Origin of the sequence: Ottowia oryzae (assembly GCF_003008535.1) — a bacterium.
Classification (GTDB): Bacteria; Pseudomonadota; Gammaproteobacteria; order Burkholderiales; family Burkholderiaceae_C; genus Ottowia; species Ottowia oryzae.
Genome location: NZ_CP027666.1, coordinates 1559590 through 1585032 on the forward strand (window position 1 = coordinate 1559590; position 25443 = coordinate 1585032).

The 25443-nt window shown below is 69.6% G+C and carries 19 protein-coding genes; 5 read left to right on the forward strand and 14 right to left on the reverse strand.

Annotation, left to right across the window (positions count from 1 at the left end):
- Positions 1-131 precede the first annotated feature (131 nt).
- The 3 genes from alaS (at position 132) to C6570_RS07330 (ending at position 4667) form a co-directional block, all read left to right on the forward strand.
- Positions 132-2762 (forward strand): alanine--tRNA ligase, encoded by a 2631-nt coding sequence (gene alaS / locus C6570_RS07320; RefSeq protein WP_245896340.1) that lies wholly within the window; start codon positions 132-134, stop codon positions 2760-2762.
- Between the two features lie 154 nt (positions 2763-2916).
- Positions 2917-3300, forward strand: coding sequence for a TlpA family protein disulfide reductase (locus tag C6570_RS18145; RefSeq protein ID WP_164675504.1), 384 nt, complete (start codon positions 2917-2919; stop codon positions 3298-3300).
- Positions 3301-3536: 236 nt separating this feature from the next.
- A complete protein-coding gene (locus C6570_RS07330) occupies positions 3537-4667 on the forward strand; it encodes a transglutaminase-like domain-containing protein (protein ID WP_106702631.1) in 1131 nt (376 codons plus the stop codon).
- Positions 4668-4777: 110 nt separating this feature from the next.
- On the opposite strand, the gene C6570_RS07335 is transcribed toward C6570_RS07330, so the two are convergent.
- Positions 4778-5719: an MBL fold metallo-hydrolase gene (locus tag C6570_RS07335; RefSeq protein WP_106702632.1), complete on the reverse strand. Its 942-nt coding sequence runs from the start codon at positions 5717-5719 to the stop codon at positions 4778-4780.
- Between the two features lie 132 nt (positions 5720-5851).
- Here C6570_RS07335 and C6570_RS07340 point away from each other — a divergent pair, with 132 nt between their 5' ends.
- Complete coding sequence (locus C6570_RS07340; protein ID WP_106702633.1) at positions 5852-6367, forward strand: hypothetical protein; 516 nt, start codon at positions 5852-5854, stop codon at positions 6365-6367.
- A gap of 26 nt (positions 6368-6393) precedes the next feature.
- Here C6570_RS07340 and C6570_RS07345 read toward each other — a convergent pair whose 3' ends face one another.
- The 12 genes from C6570_RS07345 to C6570_RS07405 form a co-directional block, all read right to left on the reverse strand.
- Positions 6394-7347 carry a pseudouridine synthase gene (locus C6570_RS07345; protein ID WP_106702634.1) on the reverse strand — a complete coding sequence of 318 codons (954 nt, stop codon included), beginning with the start codon at positions 7345-7347 and terminating at the stop codon, positions 6394-6396.
- Positions 7348-7396: 49 nt separating this feature from the next.
- Entirely contained in the window at positions 7397-8254 is an 858-nt protein-coding gene (gene trmB / locus C6570_RS07350) for a tRNA (guanosine(46)-N7)-methyltransferase TrmB (RefSeq protein ID WP_106704567.1), read from the reverse strand.
- Positions 8255-8298: 44 nt separating this feature from the next.
- Positions 8299-9276 (reverse strand): inositol monophosphatase family protein, encoded by a 978-nt coding sequence (locus C6570_RS07355; RefSeq protein ID WP_106704568.1) that lies wholly within the window; start codon positions 9274-9276, stop codon positions 8299-8301.
- Between the two features lie 203 nt (positions 9277-9479).
- Positions 9480-10901: a DUF1501 domain-containing protein gene (locus tag C6570_RS07360; RefSeq protein ID WP_106702635.1), complete on the reverse strand. Its 1422-nt coding sequence runs from the start codon at positions 10899-10901 to the stop codon at positions 9480-9482.
- A gap of 11 nt (positions 10902-10912) precedes the next feature.
- Complete coding sequence (locus C6570_RS07365; protein ID WP_106702636.1) at positions 10913-12871, reverse strand: DUF1800 domain-containing protein; 1959 nt, start codon at positions 12869-12871, stop codon at positions 10913-10915.
- A gap of 103 nt (positions 12872-12974) precedes the next feature.
- Complete coding sequence (gene miaA / locus C6570_RS07370; RefSeq protein WP_106702637.1) at positions 12975-13988, reverse strand: tRNA (adenosine(37)-N6)-dimethylallyltransferase MiaA; 1014 nt, start codon at positions 13986-13988, stop codon at positions 12975-12977.
- Between the two features lie 1037 nt (positions 13989-15025).
- Positions 15026-15931 (reverse strand): alpha/beta hydrolase, encoded by a 906-nt coding sequence (locus C6570_RS07375; protein ID WP_106702638.1) that lies wholly within the window; start codon positions 15929-15931, stop codon positions 15026-15028.
- A 60-nt stretch (positions 15932-15991) separates the two neighbouring features.
- Entirely contained in the window at positions 15992-16678 is a 687-nt protein-coding gene (gene pdeM, locus C6570_RS07380) for a ligase-associated DNA damage response endonuclease PdeM (RefSeq protein WP_106702639.1), read from the reverse strand.
- Between the two features lie 83 nt (positions 16679-16761).
- Positions 16762-19770 (reverse strand): ligase-associated DNA damage response DEXH box helicase, encoded by a 3009-nt coding sequence (locus C6570_RS07385; RefSeq protein WP_106702640.1) that lies wholly within the window; start codon positions 19768-19770, stop codon positions 16762-16764.
- On the reverse strand, positions 19767-21617 hold the full coding sequence (locus tag C6570_RS07395; protein WP_245896342.1) for a cisplatin damage response ATP-dependent DNA ligase: 1851 nt from the start codon (positions 21615-21617) through the stop codon (positions 19767-19769). Before C6570_RS07395 ends, C6570_RS07385 begins: the two co-directional genes overlap by 4 nt.
- Positions 21618-21620: 3 nt before the next feature.
- The gene (locus C6570_RS07400; protein ID WP_106702641.1) at positions 21621-22895 is read right to left on the reverse strand and encodes a ligase-associated DNA damage response exonuclease; all 1275 of its coding nucleotides are present in this window, start codon (positions 22893-22895) and stop codon (positions 21621-21623) included.
- Positions 22895-23416 (reverse strand): pyridoxamine 5'-phosphate oxidase family protein, encoded by a 522-nt coding sequence (locus C6570_RS07405; RefSeq protein WP_164675505.1) that lies wholly within the window; start codon positions 23414-23416, stop codon positions 22895-22897. The genes C6570_RS07400 and C6570_RS07405 overlap by 1 nt, the downstream gene beginning before the upstream one ends.
- Positions 23417-23639: 223 nt before the next feature.
- Between C6570_RS07405 and C6570_RS07410 the strand changes: the two genes are divergently transcribed.
- Positions 23640-24797, forward strand: coding sequence for a glycerophosphodiester phosphodiesterase (locus tag C6570_RS07410; RefSeq protein WP_106702643.1), 1158 nt, complete (start codon positions 23640-23642; stop codon positions 24795-24797).
- 85 nt (positions 24798-24882) lie between these two features.
- Here the strand turns inward: C6570_RS07410 and C6570_RS07415 are convergent, their stop codons facing one another.
- A complete protein-coding gene (locus tag C6570_RS07415) occupies positions 24883-25365 on the reverse strand; it encodes a glycine zipper 2TM domain-containing protein (RefSeq protein WP_106702644.1) in 483 nt (160 codons plus the stop codon).
- Positions 25366-25443: the final 78 nt, after the last annotated feature.

Below are 25443 nucleotides of genomic sequence, written 5' to 3' on the forward strand. Positions count from 1 at the left end.
CGAAGGGCGCCGCGCAGATAAAATTCGGGGTTTGGCGACCGCGCCGCAGCCATTCTGGCGCCACCCGGTCGGCGCTTCAATAAACATAGCTGCCAGCGCACGCCCCATCAGCGCTGGAGCACAAAAAGACCATGAAAAACACCCAGACCCCCATGTCGGTGGCCGACATCCGCAAAAGCTTTCTGGACTTCTTTGAAAGCAAGGGCCACACCGTGGTGCCCTCCAGCCCGCTGGTGCCCGGCAACGACCCCACGCTGATGTTCACCAACAGCGGCATGGTGCAGTTCAAGGACGTGTTCCTGGGCACCGACAAGCGCCCCTACAAGCGCGCCACCAGCGTGCAAGCCTGCCTGCGCGCGGGCGGCAAGCACAACGACCTGGAAAACGTGGGCTACACCGCGCGCCACCACACCTTCTTCGAGATGCTGGGCAACTGGTCGTTTGGCGACTACTTCAAGCGCGAATCGATCGAATGGGGCTGGGAGCTGCTGACCAAGGTCTACGGCCTGCCGCCCGTAAAACTGCTGGCCACCGTCTACCACGAGGACGATGAGGCCTATGACATCTGGCACAAGGTGATCGGCCTGCCGCCCGAGCGCATCATCCGCATCGGCGACAACAAGGGCGGCAAGTACAAGTCCGACAACTTCTGGATGATGGCCGACACCGGCCCGTGCGGCCCGTGCAGCGAGATCTTCTACGACCACGGCGCGCACATTCCCGGCGGCCCGCCCGGCAGCCCCGACGAGGACGGCGACCGCTTCATCGAGATCTGGAACCACGTGTTCATGCAGTTCGACATGAAGGAAGACGGCAGCGTCGAGCGCCTGCCCGCGCCCTGCGTGGACACCGGCATGGGCCTGGAGCGCCTGGCCGCCATCCTGCAGCACGTGCACAGCAACTACGAGATCGACCTGTTCGACACCCTTATCAAGGCCGCTGCGCGCGAAACCGACTGCACCGATCTGGCCAACCCTTCGCTCAAGGTGATTGCCGACCATATCCGCGCCACGTCTTTCCTGGTCAGCGACGGCGTCATCCCCAGCAACGAGGGGCGCGGCTACGTGCAACGTCGCATCATCCGCCGCGCCATCCGCCACGGCTACAAGCTGGGCCAGAAGACGCCGTTCTTCTACAAGCTGGTGGCGCCCCTGGTCGAGTTGATGGGCGCCGCCTACCCGCGCCTGCAGGCCGAAGCCAAGCGGGTGGAAGAGGTGCTGAAGGCGGAGGAAGAGCGCTTTTACGAAACGCTCGCCCATGGCATGGAGATCCTGGATGTCGCGCTGGAAGGCGGCCAGAAGACGCTGCCGGGCGATGTGGCCTTCAAGCTGCACGACACCTATGGCTTCCCGCTGGACTTGACGCAGGACGTGGCGCGCGAGCGTGACGTGACCGTGGATGTGGACGGCTTCAACGCCGCCATGGAAAAGCAAAAAGCCGCCGGCCGCGCCGCAGGCAAGTTCAAGATGGACCGGCAGGTGGAATACACCGGCGCCGCCAACGTCTTCACCGGCTACGATGAGCTGGTTCATGCTTCTAAAGTGGTAGCGCTCTACGCAGATGGCGTAAGCGTTGGCGCCTTGAAAGAAGGTGAAAGCGGCATCGTCGTGCTGGACACCACGCCTTTCTACGCCGAAAGCGGCGGCCAGGTGGGCGACGCGGGCGTGCTGGTGGCCGAAGGGGTGGAATTCGGCGTGCAGGACACGCAGAAAATCCGCGCCGACGTGTTCGGCCACCATGGCGTGATGACGCAGGGCACCCTGAAAGTGGGCGACGCCGTGGACGCGCGCGTGGACGAAGCCACCCGCGCCGCCACCATGCGCAACCACAGCGTCACGCACCTGATGCACAAGGCGCTGCGCGAGGTGCTGGGCACGCACGTGCAGCAAAAGGGCAGCCTGGTCGACGCCGACAAGACCCGCTTTGACTTTGCGCACAACCAGGCCGTCACGCCCGAGCAGATCACCGAGATCGAACGCCGCGTGAACGCCGAAGTGCTGGCCAACGCGCCCACGCAGGCGCGCGTGATGGACATCGAAAGCGCCCAAAAGACCGGCGCCATGATGCTGTTTGGCGAGAAGTACGGCGAAACCGTGCGCGTGCTGGACATCGGCACCAGCCGCGAGCTGTGCGGCGGCACGCACGTACAGCGCACGGGCGACATCGGCCTGTTCAAGATCGTCAGCGAAGGCGGCGTGGCGGCGGGCGTGCGCCGCATCGAGGCCATCACCGGCGTGAATGCGCTGCAGTACGTGCAGGGCCTGGAAGCCACCGTGCAAAGCGTGGCCGCCACGCTGCGCGCGCCCGCGGCCGAAGTGCAGGGCCGCTTGGCGCAGACGCTGGATCAGGTGAAGGCGCTGGAAAAGGAAATCGCCCAGCTCAAGGGCAAGCTGGCGTCCAGCCAGGGCGACGAGCTGGTCACGCAAGCCGTGGACGTGAAGGGCATCCAGGTGCTGGCCGCCGCGCTGCCCGGCGCCGACGCCAAGACCCTGCGCGACACGCTGGACAAGCTGAAAGACAAGCTCAAGACCGCCGCCATCGTGCTGGCCGCCGTGGATGGCGACAAGGTGCAACTGGCCGCCGGCGTCACCAAGGATAGCGTGGGCAAGCTGAAAGCGGGCGAGCTGGTCAACTTCGTCGCTCAGCAAGTCGGCGGCAAGGGCGGGGGCAAGCCCGACATGGCGATGGCAGGTGGCACGGATGCGTCCGGCCTGCCGAAAGCCCTGGCATCCGTTCAAGCCTGGGTGGCCGAGCGGGTTTGAACGCTGTCCGCCTGACATGACCATGAACACCGTGTCACGCCGACGTTGGTGCGTCGCGCTGGCGGCAAGCACCGTCGCGTCGCTCGCGGGGGCGCAAAACGTGGCCCGAACCTGGCCTGGCGGGCGCCGGTTGCCGGCTTTGAATGCCCCGGATATGAGTGGCAAGGCGTGGTCGCTGGAAGCGCTGCGCGGCCGCCCCGTGCTGATCAACTTCTGGGCCACCTGGTGCGCACCCTGCAAGGAAGAGATGCCCACGCTGCAAACGCTGGCCGATCTGGAAGGCGACGGCCTGGTGGTGCTGGCCGTGAACGTGCGCGAGCCGCTGCCGCGCGTGGCGCGCTATGTGCAGCAGGCAGGGCTGACCTTTACCGTCCTGCCCGACCCGCGCGGCGACATCACGCGCGCCTGGGGCATGACGGTCTTCCCCACCACGGTGCTGGTCGACACGCAAGGGCGGCCGCAGCGCGTGGTCAGCGGCGCGGTGGACTGGACCGGCGCGCAGGCGCAGCAGTGGGTGGCGGCGCTGCGCCGCAGCTGACGGCGGCGGGCGACGGCACCGGGCTGGCGTGCACGCGGCCAGCCCTACGCATCAACCCCCTTGCTTGGCACGGTAGCCCCTTCGGCCCGCCAACCGCCCATCACCGCCGATAATTCCGGCGCCGCGCGCCACCTTCGGCGGCGGTCGCCTGCTTTCGGGATGTTGGTCACGCCGGGCCTTGCCTAGCGCCCTCGTGCAGCCCGACAGGCGTTTCGTGACCGATAGGAGTTCTCTGGATGAACCTGGTACGCCGTGCCTTCATCGGGCGTGCGGCGGGCGTTGGCCTGACCGCGGCCCTGCCTGCCTCGCTGGCCCTCAATGCCTGGGCGCAGTCGCCCGCCCCCGCCCCCGCCGCCAGCACGCCGCGCTTTGCGCCGCAAGCCGGCGACTGGCGCAGCTTTGACGTGGTGACTCGCGTCGATTTGCCCGCCACCACCAGCGCCACGCGCGTCTGGGTGCCGCTGCCTTCGGTGCAGACCGACTGGCAAACACCGCTGGACGATGCCTTCATCAGCAACGGCAAGGCCCGCGTGGTGACCGATGGCGAGCAGGGCGTGCGCATGGTCACCGCCGAATTTGCCGCAGGCACCGCGCAGCCGTATGTGGAAGTGACCAGCCGCGTGCGCACGCAAAGCCGCGCGCCGGGCGCCCGCCCCGAGCGCGAAGACCCCAGCGTGCTGCGCGCCGCGCTGCAGCCCACGCGCCTGATCCCCACCGACGGCATCGTGCGCCAAACGGCGCTGAAAGCCACACGCGGCGCGCGCGGTGACGAAGCCAAGGTGCGCGCCATCTACGACTGGGTGGTGCACAACGCCTGGCGCGAGCCCAAGGTCAAAGGCTGCGGTGAAGGCGACATCAAGACCATGCTGGAGACCGGCAACCTGGGCGGCAAGTGCGCCGACCTGAACGCGCTGTTCGTCGGCCTGTGCCGCGCCGTGGGCGTGCCCGCGCGCGACGTGTACGGCATTCGCCTGGCGCCTTCTGCGTTTGGTTACCTGCAACTGGGCAGCGGCTCGGCCAGCCTGACAGGCGCCCAGCACTGCCGGTCCGAGGTCTACCTGCAAGCCAAGGGCTGGACGCCGATGGACCCGGCCGACGTGGCCAAGGTGATGCGCCAAGAAAAGCCGGAATGGATCAAGAGCGTGAGCAACCCCTTGATCACGCCGGTGTTCCAGGGCCTGTACGGCGCGTGGGAAGGCAATTGGATGGCCTACAACACCGCGCACGACGTGAAGCTGCCGGGCAGCCAGGGCGACGCGCTGGGCTTCGTGATGTACCCGATGGCCGAGAACGCCGATGGCTGGTTCGACCAGTACGAGCCGACCACCTTCAAGTACAAGATCAGCGCCAGCGAGGTGAAGGCCTGACGGCTCGCCGCGCGTGAGGCGTCTACCAATTGCTATCTAAATGGTAGCTGTCGGCGCTGGTTGCACCAGCGCTGGAGGCCGATTGGGCTTTCAACCCGGCCGCGCCCGCCCTACGCGCCGTCCAGCACATGCGTGGCTGTGCGGCGCAGCACGCCCTTGTCGAACAGCGGCGCCAGCAGCGATTCCAGCCAGTCGTGCCAGCCCAGGTCGGGCCGGTGCTGCTGGTGCAGCTTGCGCAGCGCGGGCGCGGCTTCCAGCCAGGCGTGAAAGTCGGCCAGCGCCATGGCTTCCACATCCAGCATCTGGTACTTGATCAGCACCTTGGCCGCGTAGGCGGCGTGCTGCGCGGGGTGGTCGATGAAGTACTGCACGCGCGAACGGGCGCGCGCCAGGGCTGCGTCCAGCGCGCCGTTGTCGCGGGTGAACAGCGCGCCGTGGCCGGGCACCACCACGCGCGGGGCCAGGCGCTCGATCAGCTCAAGCGTGTGCAGAAAGGGCTCGAAGCCCGCCACACCGTCGATGTGCGGAAAGATCACGCCCACGCCGTGCTCCCACATGGCGTCGCCCGCCATCAGCACGCCGGTGTTGGGCTGAAAGAGCAGCACCGCCAGGTTGTCGTGGCCGGGCGCGGCGTGGATGTCCCAGTCGCGCGCGCCCAGGCGCACGGTGTGGCCGGGCACCAGGGCGTGCTGCGCGCCAAAGCGGTCGCAGCGCTGGGCGGTGTCGCCAAAGCTCAGGGCCGCTTCGTCCCAGTTATGCACGTCCGCCAGCGACGGCTGCGGCACCCAGGTCTCGGCGCCGGGCCAGGCTTTTTGCAGCGCGCCGGTGCCGCCGCAATGGTCGCTGTGCAGGTGCGTGTGGGCGATGCGCGCCAAGGGATGCTGACCTAACGCCTGTTCCTGCAGGTGCTGGCGCACCAGCCGAAGCGTGTCGCCCGCCGCCTTGACGTGCCCGGTGTCGATCACCGCAGGCGCATCGCCCAGGCACAGCAGGTTGTTGGACGACAGCCAGTCGCGCTCGCACACGATCAGGTCTGGGGGCAAGGCTGGCATGGCTGTCAAGTCAAAAATTAGAACCAAAGTGTTGCATATTTGGCGTATGTCACTTTCGCGAATGCACAAAAGGTGACAATGGGTTACAACGTACCCAGGCGCTATCGCCCGCTCTCTAACTACCAGTTCGTCATGCAGTTTATCCAACGTCTGCGTTTGCCATGGAGATCCAAGCAGGCCGCAGCGCGCACGATCCGCGCCGCGACCCTGTACCTGATGCGCCACGTGGGCATGACAGGCCGCGTGCAATGCCTGGTCAGCCAGGACGGCAATGGCCGCAGCGGCTATGTGCTGAGGCTGTCCACGCTGCAGCGCGTTCCCCGCGAATCGCGCGAGGAGATTCGCCAGTTCTTTTGCCGCAAGCTCAATGAGCTGGGCGAGCTGAAGGGCGCGCCCCTGCTGCTGCACATCGAAGACGCCGACGATCAGGCCGCAGCGGCCCACGTGGGCCGCAACATCAGCTCAGCGCGTGTTGCGTCCGTCGTCGCAGCATCCAACAAGCCCATGACGCATGAAGCTGCGTCGTCCAACTTCCTGCAAGACGTGCGCCGCAGCCTGCGGGAGCGGCGCGAAGCGCGTGGGCGAAGCGACTATGCGCCCCTGCGACCCGCCGCGTTGACCGATCTCGGGGCGCTGCCCAGCGCCTGATGGTGCGCCGCGCTGTCGCGCGGGCTCTATGGGGCAGCCGCCGGCCAAGCGCCCACCGCGCCCGCCAGCTGCCGCTGCGAGCGGAACACCCGCCGCTGCCCCGTCAGCGGGTCCTCAAACGCCAGTTCGCGCGCCAGCAGCTGCAGCGGGCGCATGAGGTCGTCCGCCTCGCTGTGCGGGCCGTGCAGCACCGTCGGGTAAAAGGTGTCGCCCAGAATAGGCGCGCTCAGCGCCAGCATGTGCAGCCGCAGCTGGTGGCGTTGCCCGGTGATGGGGCGCAGCTGGTACAAGGCGTGGCCGGCGCTGCCGACTGGCGCCACCCGCTGCACGTGCGAGCAGCTGTTGGGCTCGCCCGGCACTTCGCATGACAGAAAGAAGCGCTGTGCATCCTCTTGCAAGCGGCTGGCGTGCGTGCGGGGCGTGGCCAGCGCGGGCACGTCGGGGGCAACGGCCTCGTACAGCTTGTCGATGCGCCGGTCGCGAAACAGCGCCTGGTAGGCGGCGCGCACGTCCGGACGCACGGCGAGCATCACCAGCCCGGCGGTTTCGCGGTCGATGCGGTGCAGCGGTGCCAAGTCGAGCAGACCCAGCATGCGCTTGAGCTGCACCAGCAGGCTGCGCTGGATGAAGCGGCCGCCCGGCGTGACGGGCATGAAGTGCGGCTTGTCGACCACCACCAGGGTGTCGTCCTGGTGCAGCACGCGCGGCGCTTCGGGCGCGGCAGGTTCGGCTTCGAGGCGGCGGTAGTAGAAAAGCCGCTGGCCTTCGCGGCACGGCGCGCTGGCCGCCAAGGCGGCGCCCTGCGCGTCCAGCACTTCGCCGCGTGCGAAGCGCTCGGCCCATTCGTCACGGTGCAGCACCGGCAGGCGCGCGGTCAGAAAATCCAGCGCGCTGGGCCAGGGGCCGCCATGCACCACGGCGCAGCTGGCGCTCACGCCGTCCAGCAGCGGCAGTGCGGCGGGGCGGCGCGGGCGGCTCATGGTTTGAAGAGAAATGGTCCGCAGGCGCTGGTGCTGTCAGCGTTGGCAGCTACTGATCTGATAGCGAATCGGCGCCCGCGACGAGGGGCGGCGCATCGGCCACCGGCACGTCGTTGCGGCGAAAGACCAGGTCCCACACGCCGTGGCCCAGCTTCAGCCCGCGGCGCTCGAACTTCGTCTCGGGCCGGTAATCGGGCTTGGGGGCGTAGCCGGTGGCGGTGTTGGTCAGCAGCGGTTCGGCGGCCAGCACTTGCAGCATTTGCTCGGCGTACGGCTCCCAATCGGTGGCGCAGTGCAGGTAGCCGCCAGGGGCCAGCCGCTCGGCCAGCAGGCGCACCAGGCGCGGCTGAATCAGGCGGCGCTTGTGGTGGCGCTTTTTGTGCCACGGGTCGGGAAAGAAGATGTGCACGCCGTGCAGGCTGGCGGGCGCCACCATGTCCTGCAGCACCTGCACCGCGTCGTGCTGCAGGATGCGCACGTTGGCCAGCTGCTGTTCGCCCAGCAGCTTAAGCAGCGCGCCCACGCCGGGCTCATGCACCTCGCAGCCGATGAATAGGGTGTCTGGCCGCAGCGCGGCGATGTGCGCCGTGGCCTGGCCCATGCCGAAGCCGATCTCCAGCACGGTTTGCGTGTATTTTTGGCCGCCAGCGCCCGCTGCATCAGCGCAGGCAGCTACCAAATCTGTAGTGGCGGCATCGTAGGGCAGCACGTAGCGCGGCCCCAGTTCGGCCAGCGCGCGGGCCTGCCCGGTGGTGGTGCGGCCCGCGCGCACGACGAAGCTGCGCACGCCGCGCGGAAAAGCGACGTTGGCGGCAAAGCCCGGCGCGTGGGTGGGCGCGGTGTCGTCGTTGGGTGTGCTGGCAGCAGCGTCTGGCGTGCTGGTGCGCTGTACGCCGTCCGCGGGCAACGGCGGCGCATCGCCCTGCGCTGGGCGGTCTGGCGCGGCGCCGGTCACGCTTGGGCGGGGCCGTCGGCCGTGCCTTCGTCGCCCGACCAGGCCTGGAAGGCCTGATCGGCGGCGCTGTCGCCCTGGGCCTCGGCGGCGCCGTCATCGGCCGCGGCGGCGTTGCGCTTTTTGAGCGAAACACGCTCCTTGCGCTCATCCGACGGGCGCTGGGCGCTATCAAAAGAAGAGTATTTGCGCAGCAGCGTGACCAGTTGCGCGTACACGCGCGGGTTGCCTGCCAAGCATTCGGGCTGGTCGATGGGCGCGCTTTCGCCGCTGAAGTTGCCCATCAGGCCACCGGCCTCGGTCACCAGCAGCGAGCCGGCGGCCACGTCCCAGGGCTGCAGGCCGGTTTCAAAGAAGCCGTCTGTAAAGCCGGCCGCGACGTAGGCCAGGTCGAGCGCGGCCGCGCCCGGGCGGCGCAGGCCGGCGGTGCGCTGCATCACGTCGCCCATCATCTTCAGGTAGGCGGGGAAGTTGTCGCCCTTGCGGAAGGGAAAGCCCGTGGCGATCAGGCTTTCGCTCAGCTGCGTGCGCTTGCTGACGCGGATGCGCCGGTCGTTCAAGTACGCGCCGCGCCCGCGCGTGGCGGTGAACAGGTCGTTGCGGGTGGGGTCGTACACCACGGCTTGCTCTACTCGGCCTTTGACGGCCAGCGCGATGCTGACGCAGTAGACCGGAAAGCCGTGGATGAAGTTGGTGGTGCCGTCCAGCGGATCGATGATCCAGATGTGATCCGAATGCGGGTTGCCATGCTCGCGGCCGGACTCTTCGGCGTGGATGCCGTGGTGCGGGTAGGCCGTGAGCAGCGTCTCGATGATGGCCGCTTCGCTGGCGTGATCAACCTCGGTGACGAAGTCGTTGATGTTCTTCTGCGAGATGCGAACGGCTTCCACGTCCAGCGCGGCGCGGTTGATGATGGCGCCAGCGGCGCGTGCGGCCCGAATGGCCACGTTGAGCATGGGGTGCAGGGAGGACGACATGGATTGTGTGAAGAGCGGCGGCGCAGGCGGGTTGCGCGGGTGAAGGCCACGCGATGGCGGCCAAAAGTGCGATTTTCCCATGCTTTGGCGGTTTGCAGGGGCTGCGCGCAAGCGCCAGTGGCCACGGCGGTCCACCAACAACGGCCAGCGAGCACAAAAAACCGCCCCGGAGGGCGGTTGAAAAGGTCCAGCAAGAAGGCGCGTCAGCGCAGGAAGCCGATGTCTTTCAAGTCGAAATTGCCGATGGACGGGGCCACGCGCGCCATTTCGGTGGGCGCCACGCCAAACCAGCGCGCCATCGTTGCCGCGTACTGGTCCACCGACGTGGTGGGGATGTAGCGGCCCTGGCCCACGTCCTCCGGCCCGCCCAGGGGGGCCGTGGGTGCGTTGCCGTAGAACTGCCGGCCCTTGACCGCGCCGCCCATGACCAGGTGGTGCGAGCCCCAGCCGTGGTCGGAGCCATCGCCGTTGGAAGTGATGGTGCGGCCGAAATCCGACGCGGTGAAGGTGGTGACGGCGTCGGATTTGCCGATCAATTCCATCGCCGCCTGAAAGCCCGACATGGCGGCGGCCAGCGTGCCCAGCAGGCGCGGCTGATTCACGGCCAGGTTGTCGTGCAGGTCAAACCCGCCCATCGACACCATGAACACCTGGCGCGACAGGCCCAGCGAGCGCTGCCCGTCGATCAGGCGCGCCACCATCTTCAGCTGGCGGTTCAGGTTGCTGGTCATGCCGCCGACCTGGTCGGGCAGCACGCCGTCAAACTTGCCCGAGCTGCCCGTCAGCGCGTTGCCCAGGATGACCTGCGAATCGATCGAGCGCAGCGTGATGCGGTTGAGCTCGTTTTCCATCGTCTGCGTGCGCGGCTGCGTGATCAGGTTGCGCAGCGCCGACTGGCACGCGGCCGAGCCGTAGGCCGTGCCCGTGACGGGCGAGATGGCCACCGCGCCGCCCAGGCCGATCTGGTAGGACAGCGCGTTGGCGCCCGACAGGAACACCGCGTTGCCCGTGACCGACATGCAGGTGAACAGCGAGCTGCCGCCGTTGCCGGCCTGCAGCGCCAAGTCACCCAGGCTGCCGCCCCAGCCGCGCACGCTGCCTTCGGCATACGAGCTTTGCCACACCGATTGCTGGTCGTTGTGCGAAAACAGCTTGGGCGGCAAGGGCACGGATTGGTTGCGAAACTGCGTCAGCGTGGTGGGCACGATCAGCGGGCCGACGTTCATCTGCACGGCCAGCTTGCCGGCTTCGTACAGGGGCTTGAGCGGTGCCAGCTCAGGCGCCAGCGCGTACTGGCGGCCCGAAGGCAGGCCGGCGGGCGACAGCTCGTTGCCGGTGAGCTGCGAGCGCGGAATCACGATGCCTCCGCTGGTGGTCAGCACGCTGCCGCGCGCGGTGGCGTAGTCCTGATAGCCACTGGCGTCGCAGGGGATGAGGGTGTTGCCGTGGTCGTTGCCGCCGTACAAAAAGATGCAGACCAGCGCCTTGTAGCCGTCGTTGGTGAAAGCTGCGGCGTCGCTGATGGCTGCCAGGTTCAGCGCCCAGGGGGCGGCGGTGCCGGCCACGCTCAGTTGGCCCATGCGCTGCAGGAAGGCGCGGCGTGCGATGTTGCTTGCTTGTGTCATTGGCCGCTGCCTTATTTTTGGACGATGTAGTCGGGGCAGCACATCACCAGCAGGATGGCCGCCCACACGCGGTTGTTGCGCCCCGATTCGTTGTCGGCGTTGATCGTGGTGATGGCGTCGCGGATGGTGGACACCGTGGAGGCCGACAGCTGGTTGCCCGTCAGCAGCAGGTTCAGCCGCGCCACCAGCGCCGCAGGGTCGTTGACCAGGCCCAGCTCGCGGGTGTAGTTGGCGGCGATCTTCGAGTTGTCGCTGCTGTAGCCGTACGCGATGCGGTCGCGCATGAAGTTGATGTAGGTGGCGACCGTGTTCTCGTTGGTGATCTGGAACTCGGGCGCCTGCTGGCCGCTGGCGGCCATGGCCGTGCCCGCTGGCACGTAGCCGGGCCGGAAGAAGTTGAACACCGACGGGCTGCGCAGCGGGCTTTGGCCCAGTGCGGATTCCAGGCTGTACACCACCCAGCGGTTGTCGGACGAGGTCACGTCGAACGTGCGCGCCCATTGCACAAAGCGCAGCATGGGTTCGCGCAGCTTGCCCCAGTTGGGCGGTGCCACGCCAGGGTCGCGGCGGGCCTCCGGGTCCAGCAGCACGGCCTTGGTGACGGCGCGCAGGTCGCCGCGCACGCCAGCGCCGTTGTTGTTGAACACCGCTGCCACGCGGCCCACGTAGGCGGCGCTGGGGTTGCTGGTGACCAGGCGCTGAATCAGCTGGCGCCCGATGAAGGGGCCCACGTTGGGGTGGTTGGCGATGATGTCCAGCGCCTGCGTGAGGCGCGTGGCCGGGTCGGCCCCGGCGGGCACGGTGGCGCCCAGAAAGCGCGCCTCCAGGTTGGAGTGGCGCGACGCGGTGGCGACCATCGGGTTGCGGTAGGCCACCGGATACACGGCGGCCTGGTGGCCGGCGGGGTCGCGGTCGTAGCCGGTGAAGATGCGCGCCAGGTTGCTGACGTCCGAAGGGCCGTAGCTTTCGGTGGGCGTGCCGCCGCGCGGCGTGCCGTCGGTGTTGAGCTGGTACAGGCCGATCGAGAACAGCTGCATCACCTCGCGGGCGTAGTTCTCGTCCGGCAGGCGGCCGGTGGCGGGGTTTTCCTTTTGGTTGCCGCGCGTGTTCAGGTAGGCGCCCATCGCGGGGTTGAGCGTCATCTCTTGCAGCAGTTGGCGGTAGGTGCCGAACACGTTGCGGTTCAGCAAATCCCAATAGGCGGCCATCGCGAAGGAAGGCGTGTCGCCCTCTAGGCTGCTGACCGACACCACCATGATCTCGGACCAGGCCAGCGCCACGCGCTTGCGCACCGCGTCGCGCGCGGTGACCAGCTGGTTCCACATCATGAAGTCGCTGTACTGGCTGTTGTAGCGCACGTCCAGGCGGTTGTAGCCCTGCGCCATCAGCCAGTCCCAGCCAGCGGTGTAGCTGGCCATGCTCATCTGGTCGTCCAGCCAGGCGGAATAGCCCATCGACTGCACGGCCGAGATGTCGGCATCGCTGGCGCTGAGCGCGGCCTGGTGCAGGAAGCGCGCGGCCTCAGCCGTGGTGATGCTGGTCGGTTGGCTGGGCGGCGGGGGCGTGCTGGGCGAAGGGCCGGGGCTTGGCGTGGGGCTGGGGCCGGGCGCGGGGCTTGGTGTGGGTGAGGGCGTGGGCGTGGAAGGCCGCGTCTCGGTGCCCGGTGCGCCTGGGCGCAGGGGGTTGCCGCTGTCGGGGCCCACGCCACCGGTGCCGCCCGTGCCGCCCGTCGTACCCGTGCCGCCGCTGTCGTCGCCACTGCCGCCGCCGCCGCCGCAGGCGGCCAGCACGGCCGACATCAGTGCGGACAAGCCGGCCAGCTGGGTCAGGCGGCGAGGCGAGGGGGCTGGCGTTGGGGCGGACGCCGAGGCGCCTTGGCTGCCGGTGGCCACATCGGCGCCAGCGGCGTCGGCGTGGGGTTCTGGCGCGCGCGCGCGAAGCAGCGCCGTGTCGGCGTCATCAGGGCTCATGGATCCTCTCGTGTTGTTCTTTGGCCCTGCCTGGGGCCGTCGGACGACGCGCGACGCAGCCGGCGTGCAGCCCGAAGGCAGCAGGCGGGGCGCCAAGAACGTGTCAAAAAAAGTCTGGCGGCAGCGAAGCCAGCAACTGCTGTGCCAACGCCGAAGGACGGGAATTGTCACCAACTGTGATCACGTGCCGCTGCGGCATGCTGCGCAGCCAGGTCAGCTGGCGCTTGGCCAGCTGGCGCGTGGCGGCCACGCCGCGTTCGCGCAGGGCGGCCAGCTGCGGCGCACCCAATGCACCCGTTTGGGGCGCGGCGGCGTCCAACGCTTCCCACGCCTGGCGATAGCCCACGCAGCGCATCGAAGGCATGTCCGGGCGCAGGTCGCCGCGTGCGCGCAATGCCTGCACTTCGGTCAGAAAGCCGTCGGCCAGCATCGCGTCAAAGCGCTGGGCGATGCGGGCGTGCAGCCAGGCGCGGTCTTCTGGTTCCAAGGAAAAAAGCGGCCCAGCGCAGGCGGTACCGGCGCTGGCAGCTATGTTTTTAGTAGTATGCAGCGCCGACATGGGCTGGCCGGTGATCTGCCACACCTCCAGCGCGCGCTGAATGCGCTGGCCGTCGGCGGGCGCCAGGCGCGCGGCGGTGGCCGGGTCGACCGCCGCCAGCTCGGCGTGCAGCGCGGGCCAGCCCAATTTGGCCGCACGCGCTTCGATGGCCGCGCGCACGGCGGCGTCTGCCGGGGGCAGGTCGTCCAGCCCGTCGAACAGCGCCTTGAAGTACAGCATGGTGCCGCCCACCAGCACGGGCAGGCGGCCGCGGGCGTGGATGTCGGCGATCAGCTGCTGCGCGTCGCGCACGAACTCGGCTGCGCTGTAGGGCTGCGTGGGCTCGCGGATGTCGATCAGGTGGTGCGGCGCCAGCGCGCGCTCGGCCGCCGTGGGTTTGGCGGTGCCGATGTCCATGCCGCGGTACACCAGCGCCGAATCCACGCTGATGATTTCCACCGGCAGCCGCTCGGCCAGCGCCAGCGCCAGCGCGCTTTTGCCACTGGCCGTGGGCCCGGCGATGCACAGGGCGCGGGGGCGCGTGAGGGGGCTGGGCGTGGGGGGCGTTGGGGCGGGCACCGGGGGAGGGTAGCAGATGGGTTGTGGGGGTGGTTGATTGGCTTGTGGCGCTGGGCTGTCCTGCGCTGGTAGCTATCTTTTTTGATGTTCGCTTGGGTTGCTGAGGGCGGAGGCCGGGTCTCGGCCCGGCGGCCGAAGTCCTTTTCTTTGCTTCGCCAAAGAAAAGGACTCAAAAGAAAGGCGACCCTGCTGGCTGCGACCCCTTCGCTTTGCTGCGGGGCAACCTGTGTCGGGGCGCTGGCGGGGTGGGCCGCAGAACTCACTTCGCCGCTGCGCAGCTTCGTTCGGACAACTACGGCCAGCTAGAGCACGAAGCTCGTGCATCCTTCGGTGCACGAGCCACCCCACCAGCACCCCGCCCCAGGCGCATCCAGAAGGGTGTAGGGAACCATACGGGCCATCGCTTCGCTCGGCCCTGGGTTTGGGGTGCCACGGGACGCAACTGATCGCTGAACGCGATGTGACCTGGCCCGGCTTGAAACTAACCGCACCGAACTGAACCTGCCCAAACCCTGGTGCTGGACTTCAGAGTCCCAGAAGGAGAAGCGCAGGTGGGGAGAGCCAAGATGGAAGGCGGCCGCAGTAGCAGGTAACTGCTTGGACGTCGCTCGCAAACCCCTGCACCCAGGCCGAGCGCAGCGATGGCCCGTATCGGGCTTCGATCCCCTCTGGACGTGCCGAGAAGCGCAGGGCGTGGGGCGGGCTGAGGGCAGCGCAGCATGCCCTCAGCTTCGTGCTCTAGCTTGCTGCGGTTGTTCGAACGGCGCTGCGCAGCAGCAAAGTGAGTTCCGCAGCGCCGCCCCACGACCGAGCATCGCAGGTTGCCCGCAGCGAAGCGAAGGGACACGCCCAGTGGGGTCGCCTTTTCTTTGCCTACTTTCTTTTGGCGAAGCAAAAGAAAGCAGGTCGGCCGCCGGGCCGAGACCCGGCTTCTGCCCTCGGCAACCCCAACCAAACATCAAAAAAGATAGCTACCACCGCAGGCAGTACCAGCGCCAAAGCCGTATTCCACCGCAATCAGATCGGTAGGCAAACACTCACGCCGCCCCCGCCGCACCCACGACCGGCCGCGCAAAGCAATCCGCCCCAAACACCTCCGGCAACGCCGCCCGGTACTGCGCTTGCCCCACGCTGTTCGTGTTGTGGTGCGACCCACCCTGCACCAGCTCGAACCGCTTGGGCCCCGGCGCGGCGTCGTACAGGCGCTGGCCCAGCTCGGGCGGGATCAGCCGGTCTTCGCTGCCGTGCACCACCAGCACGGGCGAGCCCACGTGCTGGATGTGCGACAGCGAATCAAAGCGCTGCGTGATCAGCGGGCCCACGGGCAGCCAGCCCCATTTCATGGTGCGCGCCACGTCGGGGATGGACGTGAAGGTGCCTTCCAGGATCAGCCCGCGCTGGTCCTGCACCTGCTCGGCCAGCTGCACGGCCACGCCGCCGCCCAGCGAGTGGCCAAAGATGAAGCGCGGCGCGCCGGGGTGCTGCGCGGCCAGCCAGTCCCACGCGGCGCGCGCGTCTTCCACCGCCATCGCTTCAGACGGCAGGCCGGGCGAGCTTTGGCCGAAGCCGCGGTAGTCGATGGCCAGCACGGAAAAGCCCAATTCCTGCATGCGGCGGATGCGTCCGGACGAGCCGCGCACGTCCCAGCGCGCGCCGTGCAGGTACAGCAGCAAGGGCGCCTGCGCGCAGGTGGCGCTGCCGCGCGGCGCGGCGGGGTCGGCGGCGTGCCACAGGCCGTGCAGCTTGACGGGCTGGCCCGACACGCGCGAATCGAAGGCGATCCACACGTCCTGCATGCCCTGCGCGCCGACGGCAGAGTTGCCCCAGGCGCGGTCGGTGGGTTGAAAAATCCAGGCGCGCTGCTTTTCATCCAGCGTGTGGCAGCCCACCGCCGTCAGCGCGGCCACGGCAAGCAAAGAGGCGATCTGTACAAGGCGTTTCATCGAATGGATCGGATGCGCGCTGAGCGTTGAAAGTTCACGCACGCAGACCAGCCCGGCAGCTCACCCCGGCAGAGGCCACACGCGCTGGCCGCCCACCGCATACAGGCGCGCGCCCGGCGTGGGCGGGGGCGCGTGGGTGCCCGTGAAGGCGCCGAAGGCGGGCAGCACCAGCAGGCCCGGCGCGTGCCAGAAGGCGGGCAGGCGCAGGCGGTCGCGCCCGCGCCCGGCCAGGTGCACGGCGGGGTGCCAGTGCCCGGCCAGCACGGTGGCGCCCGCCACCTGCTGCGGGTGGTGGCAGGCGGCCAGCGGGCCGATGCGCCAGGGCTCGTCCACCACCGCCATGCCGAAATCGGGCGGCGGGTCGCCCGCGTGCTGGTCGTGGTTGCCGCGCACCAGCGTCAGCGCCACGGCGGCGTGCTGCGCGCGCCAGGCGGCCAGCGCGGCCATCACCTGCGGCAGCTGGCCTTCGCGCGCGTGCAGCCAGTCGCCCAGGAAGACGATGTGCTTCGCGGCGGTGTCTTCGATCAGGGCCGTCAGCGCGCCCAGTGTGGCTTGCGTCGTGCCTTCGGGCACCGGCAGGCCGTGGGCGCGGAAGGTGGCGGCCTTGCCGAAATGCGCGTCGGCGATGAACAAGGTGCGCTGCTCTGGCCACCAGACGGCCTTTTCGGGGCGCAGGTGCAGTTCGGTGCCCGGCAGCGGCAAGCGCACCGACGACGGCGCGGCGGGGGGCTCGGCCAGAAAACTCATCGGGCGATTGTGGCGGTTGCTTTGGCTGCTTCGGCGTCTGGTTTGGCAGCCCGAGGGCGCGGGGCGATGCATTGATGGGCAGCTCAGCCCGCGCCACGCCGGCGTGCCAAGCGCGGGCGCGGCACCGGGGCGCCTGTATCGCCTGAGCCGCTGTTGCCATCGCCACGCCTACGCGTGCGCCGCCGCCCGGGCTGGCGAGGGGCGTCGGGCGCGGACAGGTCCAGCGCCTGCCGCACGCTGTTGGGCGCCGCGCTGGCCGAGGCGCCGCTGCCGGATGGCGCGCTGGCCGGCGCATCAGCTGCACCCGCTGCGCCAGCCGCCTCCTCCGCCGCAGAGGCGCCAGCGGCTTTCTCCAGATCGGCCACCATGCGGGCGATGCGCGTGGCCAGCGGCTCGTTGGACAGGCGCTCGCGAAAGCGCTCCACCATCAGCGGGAAAGACAGTGGCGAAGGGCGCTGCAGCGCTTGCACCATCAGCGCCTGCTGCTGCATTTTCTGTAGCGTATCGGCCAGCCGGTCGACATCCAGCTCTTGCTCCAGCAGCTCTTGCTGCGCCTGCAGCAGCAGCTGGTTGCCGGGGTCGTGCTGCTGGAACACCTCGTAGTACAGGCTGGCCGACGCCTGCAGCTGCCGGCTGGATCGCTGCTCGCCCGGGTGGCTTTGAAAGATCAGGCCCGAGATGCGGGCGATCTCGCGAAAGCGCCGCCGCGCCAGCTCGCCCGCGTTCAGGCTGTCCAGCACCTCGGCCAGCAGCGCGGGGCGCTGGCCGCGCGCCAGGTCGGCGGCGTGCTCGGCGGGCAGCGCCAGCATGTCGGGCAGCAGGGCGGCCCAGTCGATGGGCGTGGGCGACAGCAGCTCCAGCCCGTAGTCGTTGAACGCCATCGAGAACGTGCCCGGCTGCCCGCGCGCAGCCCGCCACGCCAGCAGGCCCGCCAGCCCGGTGTGCACCTGCCGCCCGGCAAAGGGGTAGAGGAAAAGGTGCCAGCCTTCACGGGTCTTGAGCGTTTCGGCCAGCAGCTCGCCCGGCACCGGCAGGCGCGACCATTGCTGCTGCAGCGCCAGCAGCGGCGCCACGCGGTCGATCTCGGGGCTGGCGCGCTCGCCACGCGCATACGCCGCGAACTGGCGCACCAGCGCATCGGCCAGCGTGTTCGACAGCGGCATGCGCCCGCCGTTCCAGCGCGGCAGGGCGGGGCTGCCCGCCGGGGCGCGGCGCACCTGGGCGGTCATCTCGTGCACGCGCACCAGCTCGAGCAGGCGCCCGGCGAACATGAACACGTCGCCCGGCTTCAGGCGCGCGATGAAACTTTCCTCCACCGAACCCAGCCGCGCCCCGCCGACGAATTGCACGCTGACGGCCGCGTCGCTCACGATGGTGCCGATGTTGCTGCGGTGGCGCCGCGCCAGCCGCGCATCGGGCACGCGCCACACGCCGTCGTCGCCCGGCACCACGCGGCGAAAGTCGGGGTACGCCGCCAGCGACGGGCCGCCCTGGCGCACGAAATCCAGGCACCAGCGCCATTCGTCGTCCGGCAGGTCGGCGTAGGCGGCGGTGCGGCGCACCTCGGCCAGCAGCGCGTCGGGCACGAAGCCGCCGCCCAGCGCCACCGTGACCAGGTGCTGCACCAGCACGTCGCGCGGCGCACGCGGGCTGTGGCGCGATTCGATCTGCCCGGCGGCCACGGCTTCGCGCGCGGCGGCGCCTTCGACGATTTCCAGGCTGTGCGTGGGCACCAGCGTGATGCGCGACGTGCGCCCCGGCGCGTGGCCGCTGCGCCCGGCGCGCTGCAGCAGGCGCGCCACGCCCTTGGCGCTACCGATCTGCAGCACGCGCTCCACCGGCAGAAAGTCCACCCCCAAATCCAGGCTGCTGGTGGCCACCACGGCTTTCAGGCGGCCTTCCTTCAGGCCCAGCTCGACCCAGTCGCGCACCGATTTGTCCAGCGAGCCGTGGTGCAGCGCCAGCACGCCCGCCAAGTCGGGCCGCGCTTCGATCAGCGCCTGGTACCAGCGCTCGGCCTGCGAGCGGGTGTTGGTGAAGATCAGCGTGGAACCCGCGCCGTCGATCACCTCGGCCACCTGCGGCAGCATCTGCAAGCCCATGTGCCCGGCCCAGGCAAAGCGCTCGGCGCGCGCGGGCAGCAGGGTGTCGATGACCAGATCCTTGGGCAGCAGGCCGCGAATCAACGCGGGCGGCGGGGTGTGATTGCTGGCCGGGGGGTGAGAGGATTTTTGGCCGCCAGCGCTGGTGGGGCCTGCGCCGGCAGCTATCAAATTCGTAGTTTCTCGCTTGCCCTGCGCGGCGTCCGCTGGCTGCAAGGGCCGCACCAGCGCATCCAGCGCCTCGGGCAGGTTGCCCAGCGTGGCCGACATGCCCCACACCATCAGCGCGGGGTTCCAAGAAGCCAGCCGCGCCAGCGCCAGCTGCACCTGCACGCCGCGCTTGCTGCCCAGCAGCTCGTGCCATTCGTCCACCACCACGGCGCCGACGCGGCCCAGCGTGTCGTGCGCGTCGGCGCGGCTGAGCAGCAGCGACAGGCTTTCGGGCGTGGTGACCAGCAGCGTGGGCAGGCGCCGCGTTTGGGCGGCGCGTTCGCCCGCGGGCGTATCGCCGGTGCGCAGGCCCGCCGTCCAGTCGGGCGCCAGCGCGGCCATGGGCGCGCGCAGGGCGCGCAGCGTGTCGGCGGCCAGCGCGCGCATGGGGGTCAGCCACAGCACCGTCAGCGGCGGCGCGGGTGGCAGCTTTGCTTTTGTTTTGGTAGCTGCCAGCGCAAGTGCAGCCTGCGCTGGCGCCGAGAAATGCATCAAAAGACCCAGCCACACCGCCAGCGTCTTGCCCGCCCCGGTGCTGGCGTGCAGCAGGCCCGATCGGCCCTGCGCCATGGCCTGCCACACCTCGCGCTGAAAGTCGAACGGTGCCCAGCCGCGCTCGGCCAGCCAGCGCGTGGCGGCATCGGGTGCGGTGGCTGACGGCGCCGGCTGGGCGTTGGGACGGCGGTGCTTGGCTTTCGGCGCGGAAGGCGAGGGCGCATCGGCGCTGGCTGGCGCGCCGATGGGGCGCGACGGGCAGGGCGGTGGCTTGGCGCGGCTCATGCGGGCATCAGCGCGTGCAGGCTGTCCAGCGTGTCGGCTTCGTCCACCGGCTTGTCTTCGCGCCAGCGCAGCATGCGCGGAAAGCGCACGGCGATGCCGCTTTTGTGGCGCGGGCTGCGGGCGATGCCTTCAAAGCCCAGCTCAAACACCAGCGTGGGCCGCACGCTGCGCACGGGGCCGAAGGTTTCGACGGTGGTCTTGCGGATGACGGCGTCCACGCGCGCCATTTCGGCGTCGGTCAGGCCGGAATACGCCTTGGCAAACGGCACCAGCGCGCGGCCCTCGGTGCCGGGCGGCGCGTTCCACACGGCGAAGGTGTAGTCGCTGTACAAGCTGGCGCGGCGGCCGTGGCCGCGCTGGGCGTAGATGAGCACGGCGTCCACGCTCAGCGGGTCGATCTTCCACTTCCACCAGGCGCCCACGCGGGCGGGTGCGGCGGCGGGCGGGGCGTTGCCGTCGCCGTTTGCCGCAGCGGTGGCGCCATCCGCACTTTCCCCGTCGGCGGCGGCGACCACGGCTTGCGCGGTTGCCACCTTGGTGCGGCCCACGCCGTAGGGCGCGTCCAGCCGCTTGAGCATGAAGCCTTCCGTGCCCAGGCGGCGCGCGGCGGTGCGCTGGCGCGCCAGGTCGGCCCAGCTGGCGCCGGTGACCTGCGGGCTGAGGTGCAGCGCAGCGTGGCTTTGCGCCGCCACCAGCGCCTGCAGGCGCGCGCGGCGTTCGCGCTGGGGCAGGGCGCGCAGGTCTTGGCCAGCCTGCTCCAGCAGGTCATAGGCCAGCAGCGCCACGGGCTGTTCGCGCAGGATCTTGGGGGTGAGGTTTTTGCGGCCGATGCGGCGCTGCAGTTCGGCGAATGGGCGCACCGCGCCGGCCAGCACGGCGCTGGCGTCGGCTGAGCTTTGTTCTGCATCATTCAGGGCGCCGGCGCTGGCTGCACCTGCGCTGGCAGCTTCTATTTCAGGAGCAAGCCATACGACGATCTCGCCATCCAGCACGGTGCCGTCGGGCAGGGTCTGGGCCATGGCGGCCAGCTCGGGAAAGCGGTCGGTCATCAGCTCTTCGCCGCGCGACCACACGGCCACCTGGTCGCCGCGCCGCACCACCTGCGCGCGAATGCCGTCCCACTTCCATTCGATCAGCCAGTCGGCGGGCGGGCCCAGCAGCGCGTCGAACCGGTCGGGCGCCTCGTTGAACGGGTGGGCCAGGAAGAAGGGGTATGGGTCGGCCGCGCGCCCGCCCAGCAGCGAGTTGGGTGCGGCCTGCGGCGCGATCAGCGCGGCGTAGTCGGCAGCGCCGGGCTGCGCGCCGATGTGGGTGTAGCCCATCAGCCGCTGCGCGATCAGCTTCGCGTCCAGCCCCGACACGGCGGCCAGCGCCTGGGTGACCTGCAGGCGCGACACGCCCACGCGGAAGGCGCCGGTGATCAGCTTGAAGTAGGGCAGGCGCTCATCGGGCGCCAGGCGCTGCCACTGCGCCAGCAGGCGCGCGCGCTGCTCATCCGGCGGCAGGCCGCGCAGGGGCAGCAGGTCGTCGGCCATCCATTCGGCCAGGCCGCGTTGGTCGGCGCTGGTGGGCGGGGGCAGCAGCAGGCTGATGGTTTCGGCCAGGTCGCCCACGGCGTCGTAGCTTTCGTCAAACAGCCATTCGGGCAAGCTGGCGGCCTCGCGCGCCAGGGTGCGCAGCACGCGCGTGGGCACCAGCTGGCGCGGCTTGCCGCCCGCCAGGAAGTACACCGCCCAGGCGGCGTCTGCCGGCGGCGCGGCGCGCAGGTAGGCCTGCAACGCGGCCTGCTTGGCCAGGTGGGACGTGCTGGCGTCCAGTGCGTGGAACAGGGTGGCGAAGGCGTGCATGTGTCAGTGCGCGCGGTGCGTGGGCGGCGGGGGCTGCATCGGCGCGTTCGGCGCAGCAACGGCGTTGCCGGAATCTTTGCCAAAAAGCCTTCCAGCGCTGGTGGATTCAGCGCCGGCAGCTTCGTTTTCGATAGCGTTTTCGCTTTTGTAGCTGAGGGCTGACGCGGTTCCGCTGGCCTCATCGGCGCCTTCGGTGCCATCGTCATCATTCGCCGCACCAGACGAACGGGCCGCGTCCGGCTGGCCGTCGTCATCGTCGCCCTCACCGCCGTATTCGGTGGCGAAGGCGCCTGCGTCCAGCCCCTGTTCACGCAGCCAGCGCACCATCACCGGCACGCTGCCGTGCGTGACGATGACGCGCTCGGCGCCGGTGGCGGCAATGGCGCGTTGCAGGCTGGGCCAGTCGGCGTGGTCGCTCAGGACGAAGCCACGGTCTACCCCGCGCCGGCGGCGCGCCCCGCGCACCTGCATCCAGCCCGAGGCGAAGGCGTCGGCCTGGTCGCCAAAGCGGCGCAGCCAGGGCGTGCCCGCGGCGGAGGGCGGCGCCACCACCAGCGCGCGGCGCAAATCGGCGGGTGCCAGGCCGTCGTCGGTCACGCGGTGGGTGGCGGGCAGCGCCACGCCGGCGGCGCGGTAGGCGTCGTTCAGCACCTGCACCGCGCCGTGGCACACCAGCGGGCCCACGCTGGCGTCCACCCCCGCCAGCACGCGCTGCGCTTTGCCGAACGCGTAGGCGTACACCACGCTGGCGCGGCCCGCGTCGGCGTTGGCGCGCCACCAGGCGGACATGTCGGCAAACAGGTCTTCGCCGCTGGGCCAGCGGTAAATGGGCAGGCCAAAGGTGGATTCGGTGATGAAGACGTCGCAACGCACCGGCTCAAACGGCGCGCAGGTGGGGTCGGGGTCGAGCTTGTAGTCGCCTGAGGTCACCCATACGCGGCCCGCGTGTTCCAGCCGCACCTGGGCTGAGCCCAGCACGTGCCCGGCGGGGTGCAGCGACACGCGCACGCCGTTGATGCTCACCGCTTCGCCATAAGCCACGGCCTGCAGGCGGATGTCGGCACCCAGGCGGGCGCGCAGCACGCCTTCGCCCTGCGCCTGCGCCAGGTAGGCGCCGTGGCCGCGCCGCGCGTGGTCGCTGTGCGCGTGGGTGATCACCGCGCGCGGCACGGGGCGCCAGGGGTCGATGTAGAAATCGCCCGCCGGGCAGTACAGCCCGCGCGGGGTGGCCACGACCAGATCGCCGCGCGGCGTGGGGGCGGGCGCGGCGCGGGTCATCAGACGGTCAGCTGCCCGTCCACCCCGCCGTCGCTCAGCTTGGAGCCGGTGAGGGCGGACAGGCTCATCTTGACGAAGGACACCACCTTGCCTGATTCGGTCTGCCAGTAATGGCCTTCGTCGGGCGTGATGCTGAGCACGGTGACACGTGGGTCGTCCGACCCGTCGAACCACGCGCGGGCAAACGCTGTCCAGTATTTGTCGATGGTGGCGCGGTCGGTGTGGATGCGCGCGGTGCCCGAGATGGCCAGGTATTCGTAGCGGCTGTCGTTCTGGCAGGTCAGCACCACGCGCGGGTCGAGGGCGATGTCGCGGTTCTTCTCGCTTTCAGACGAGCTGAGCAGCCAGAACACGCCTTGCTCATCCACGGCCTGGATCGCCATGGGGCGCACGTCGCCAGGGTACTGCGCAACGCCGGTGGCCAGCATGCACATGTGCGCGTGCTTGCCGATGGCGTGGATCTTGGCGCGCGCGTCGGGCCCACCCAGGTTTTCTTGTGGCTGCTGGTCGATGTCTGCCATGGCGTGCTTTCCTTGTCGTTGAGTGTGAACGCCTGATTTCACCCGCGCCGCCCCAGAAAGCGCGCCAGCACGTGCCGCGCAGCCGCGTAGGCCATCGGCGCATGGCGGCTGGCGGCAGGCGGCGAGAGGCCTGAGCGTGGCGCTGTCGCCGCTGTCACGCTCAATACGCGGCGCGGTGCTAGCCTCGCGCCACGTCCATCTGACCCAAGGGAGCCGCAACGCCATGACGACACTGATCAACACCCTGATGGGCAGCGCGCTCGTCGCCGCCAGCCTGGTCGCCTGCGGCGGCAGCGGCAGCTACAACACGCTGGACGGCGACAAGCCGCTGGTCATCGGCCACCGCGGCGCCGCCGGCTACCTGCCCGACCACACGCTGGAGGGCTACCGCCGCGCCGTGGATCTGGGCGCAGACTTCATCGAGCCCGATCTGGTGGCCACCAAGGACGGCGTACTGGTGGCGCGGCATGAGCCGAACATCGTCGCCACCACCGACGTGAAGGACCGCCCGGAATTCGCCAGCCGCAAGCGCAAGATGCGCGTGGACGGGTTTGAAGAGGAGGGCTGGTTCGTCAGCGACTTCACGCTGGCAGAGCTGAAAACCCTGCGCGCCGTGCAGCCGCTGCCCGACCGCCACCAGTCTTTCAATGGAAAGTTTGCGATTCCCACCTTCGACGAAGTGCTGGCGCTGGCGCAAAGCGAATCCAAGCGCGTGGGCCGCACCATCGGCGTGTACCCCGAAACCAAACACCCCACGTACCACGCGCAGTTGGGCCTGCCGCTGGAAGACCGCCTGCTGGCCGCGCTGGCGCAGCAGGGGCTGACCAAGAAGGATTCGCCGGTCATCATCCAATCCTTCGAGACCAGCAACCTGCGCTACCTGCGCACCAAGACCGCCGTGCGGCTGGTGCAGCTGGTGGATGGCTACGACATTAACCCCGACGGCAGCATCGACTTCAGTCTGCCGTGGGGCCAGCCCTACGACCTCACGCTGGCGGGCGACAAGCGCAACTACGGCGCATTGCTCACGCCCGCGGGCCTGGCCGAGATCAAGACCTACGCCGACGGCATCGGGCCCTGGAAGCCCTACCTGATTCCCACGCGCCTGACGGTGGGCGCCGACGGCAAGCCGGTTGACCTGAATGGCGACGGCGCCATCGACGAACGAGACCGCACCGTGATGCGCGCCACCAGCGTGCTGGCCGATGCGCACAAGGTCGGCCTGTTCGTGCACCCGTACACCTTCCGCAGCGAAGCCAAGCGCCTGGCCGCCGACGACAAGGGCGACCCGAAGGCCGAGTACCGGCGCTTTTATGAGCTTGGGGTTGACGGCGTGTTCTCGGACTTCGCGGATCACGCCAAGGCCGCGCGCGACGACTGATCGCCTGGTCGATCTGCGGGGCGGCGGCGCCACTAAACGGCAGCCCGTCCGGTGACGCCTGCCGTCGGCCGGCAGGCCGCGCGCTTCAGGACGACATGTTCAGGTGCTGCGCCCGTTCCCACGCGGCGCGTGCCGCCGGGCTGGCCTCGGGCCACGTGAGGCGCGACTTGCCGCGGTACATGTCCCAGTCCTGCGCCAGCGTTTCCTGCACCTCCTCATACGGACGGCCCTGGTGTTGCTGCACGTCGCGCAGGCCCAGGCGGTACGCGGGGGCGTAGTCGTCTTCAAAGGTGTAGCCGTCCTTGTGGTAGGGCTGGCGGGGGTGTTCGGCTTCCCAATAGGCGTGTTCGGCGGTGGGGTCTACCGCCTCGGCCACCGCCTTGCCGGCCATGCCACCGACGATGGCGCCGACAGCGGCGCCCACCGCCGTGCCCAAGGGGCCGACCACCGTGCCCACGGCAGCGCCAGCCGCCGCGCCGCCCGCCAAGGCGCCCAGGCCGGTGCCGACCGGGTGCGCGCCGGGCTCGCCGGTGATGGGGTCGAGGTTCTCTTCGGGTTTCTGGCTCATGGCGGTCTCCGTGACGGTGGGGCAACAACGGTGCGACTGGGTCCCCGGACCCCTTTGCACCGGGCAAGCCTTCACCGT

Bases quoted from the DNA above. Each gene is read 5' to 3' on its own strand.
- C6570_RS07340 (WP_106702633.1), top strand. From the start codon at position 5,852: ATGCAGTTTATCCAACGTCTGCGTTTGCCATGGAGATCCAAGCAGGCC.
- C6570_RS07330 (WP_106702631.1), top strand. From the start codon at position 3,537: ATGAACCTGGTACGCCGTGCCTTCATCGGGCGTGCGGCGGGCGTTGGC.
- C6570_RS07335 (WP_106702632.1), bottom strand. From the start codon at position 5,719: ATGCCAGCCTTGCCCCCAGACCTGATCGTGTGCGAGCGCGACTGGCTG.
- C6570_RS07375 (WP_106702638.1), bottom strand. From the start codon at position 15,931: ATGAAACGCCTTGTACAGATCGCCTCTTTGCTTGCCGTGGCCGCGCTG.
- C6570_RS07365 (WP_106702636.1), bottom strand. From the start codon at position 12,871: ATGAGCCCTGATGACGCCGACACGGCGCTGCTTCGCGCGCGCGCGCCA.
- C6570_RS07355 (WP_106704568.1), bottom strand. From the start codon at position 9,276: ATGTCGTCCTCCCTGCACCCCATGCTCAACGTGGCCATTCGGGCCGCA.
- C6570_RS07345 (WP_106702634.1), bottom strand. From the start codon at position 7,347: ATGAGCCGCCCGCGCCGCCCCGCCGCACTGCCGCTGCTGGACGGCGTG.
- C6570_RS07410 (WP_106702643.1), top strand. From the start codon at position 23,640: ATGACGACACTGATCAACACCCTGATGGGCAGCGCGCTCGTCGCCGCC.
- C6570_RS07360 (WP_106702635.1), bottom strand. From the start codon at position 10,901: ATGACACAAGCAAGCAACATCGCACGCCGCGCCTTCCTGCAGCGCATG.
- C6570_RS07415 (WP_106702644.1), bottom strand. From the start codon at position 25,365: ATGAGCCAGAAACCCGAAGAGAACCTCGACCCCATCACCGGCGAGCCC.
- C6570_RS07385 (WP_106702640.1), bottom strand. From the start codon at position 19,770: ATGAGCCGCGCCAAGCCACCGCCCTGCCCGTCGCGCCCCATCGGCGCG.
- C6570_RS07405 (WP_164675505.1), bottom strand. From the start codon at position 23,416: ATGGCAGACATCGACCAGCAGCCACAAGAAAACCTGGGTGGGCCCGAC.
- pdeM (WP_106702639.1), bottom strand. From the start codon at position 16,678: ATGAGTTTTCTGGCCGAGCCCCCCGCCGCGCCGTCGTCGGTGCGCTTG.
- alaS (WP_245896340.1), top strand. From the start codon at position 132: ATGAAAAACACCCAGACCCCCATGTCGGTGGCCGACATCCGCAAAAGC.
- C6570_RS07400 (WP_106702641.1), bottom strand. From the start codon at position 22,895: ATGACCCGCGCCGCGCCCGCCCCCACGCCGCGCGGCGATCTGGTCGTG.
- C6570_RS18145 (WP_164675504.1), top strand. From the start codon at position 2,917: ATGAGTGGCAAGGCGTGGTCGCTGGAAGCGCTGCGCGGCCGCCCCGTG.
- C6570_RS07395 (WP_245896342.1), bottom strand. From the start codon at position 21,617: ATGCACGCCTTCGCCACCCTGTTCCACGCACTGGACGCCAGCACGTCC.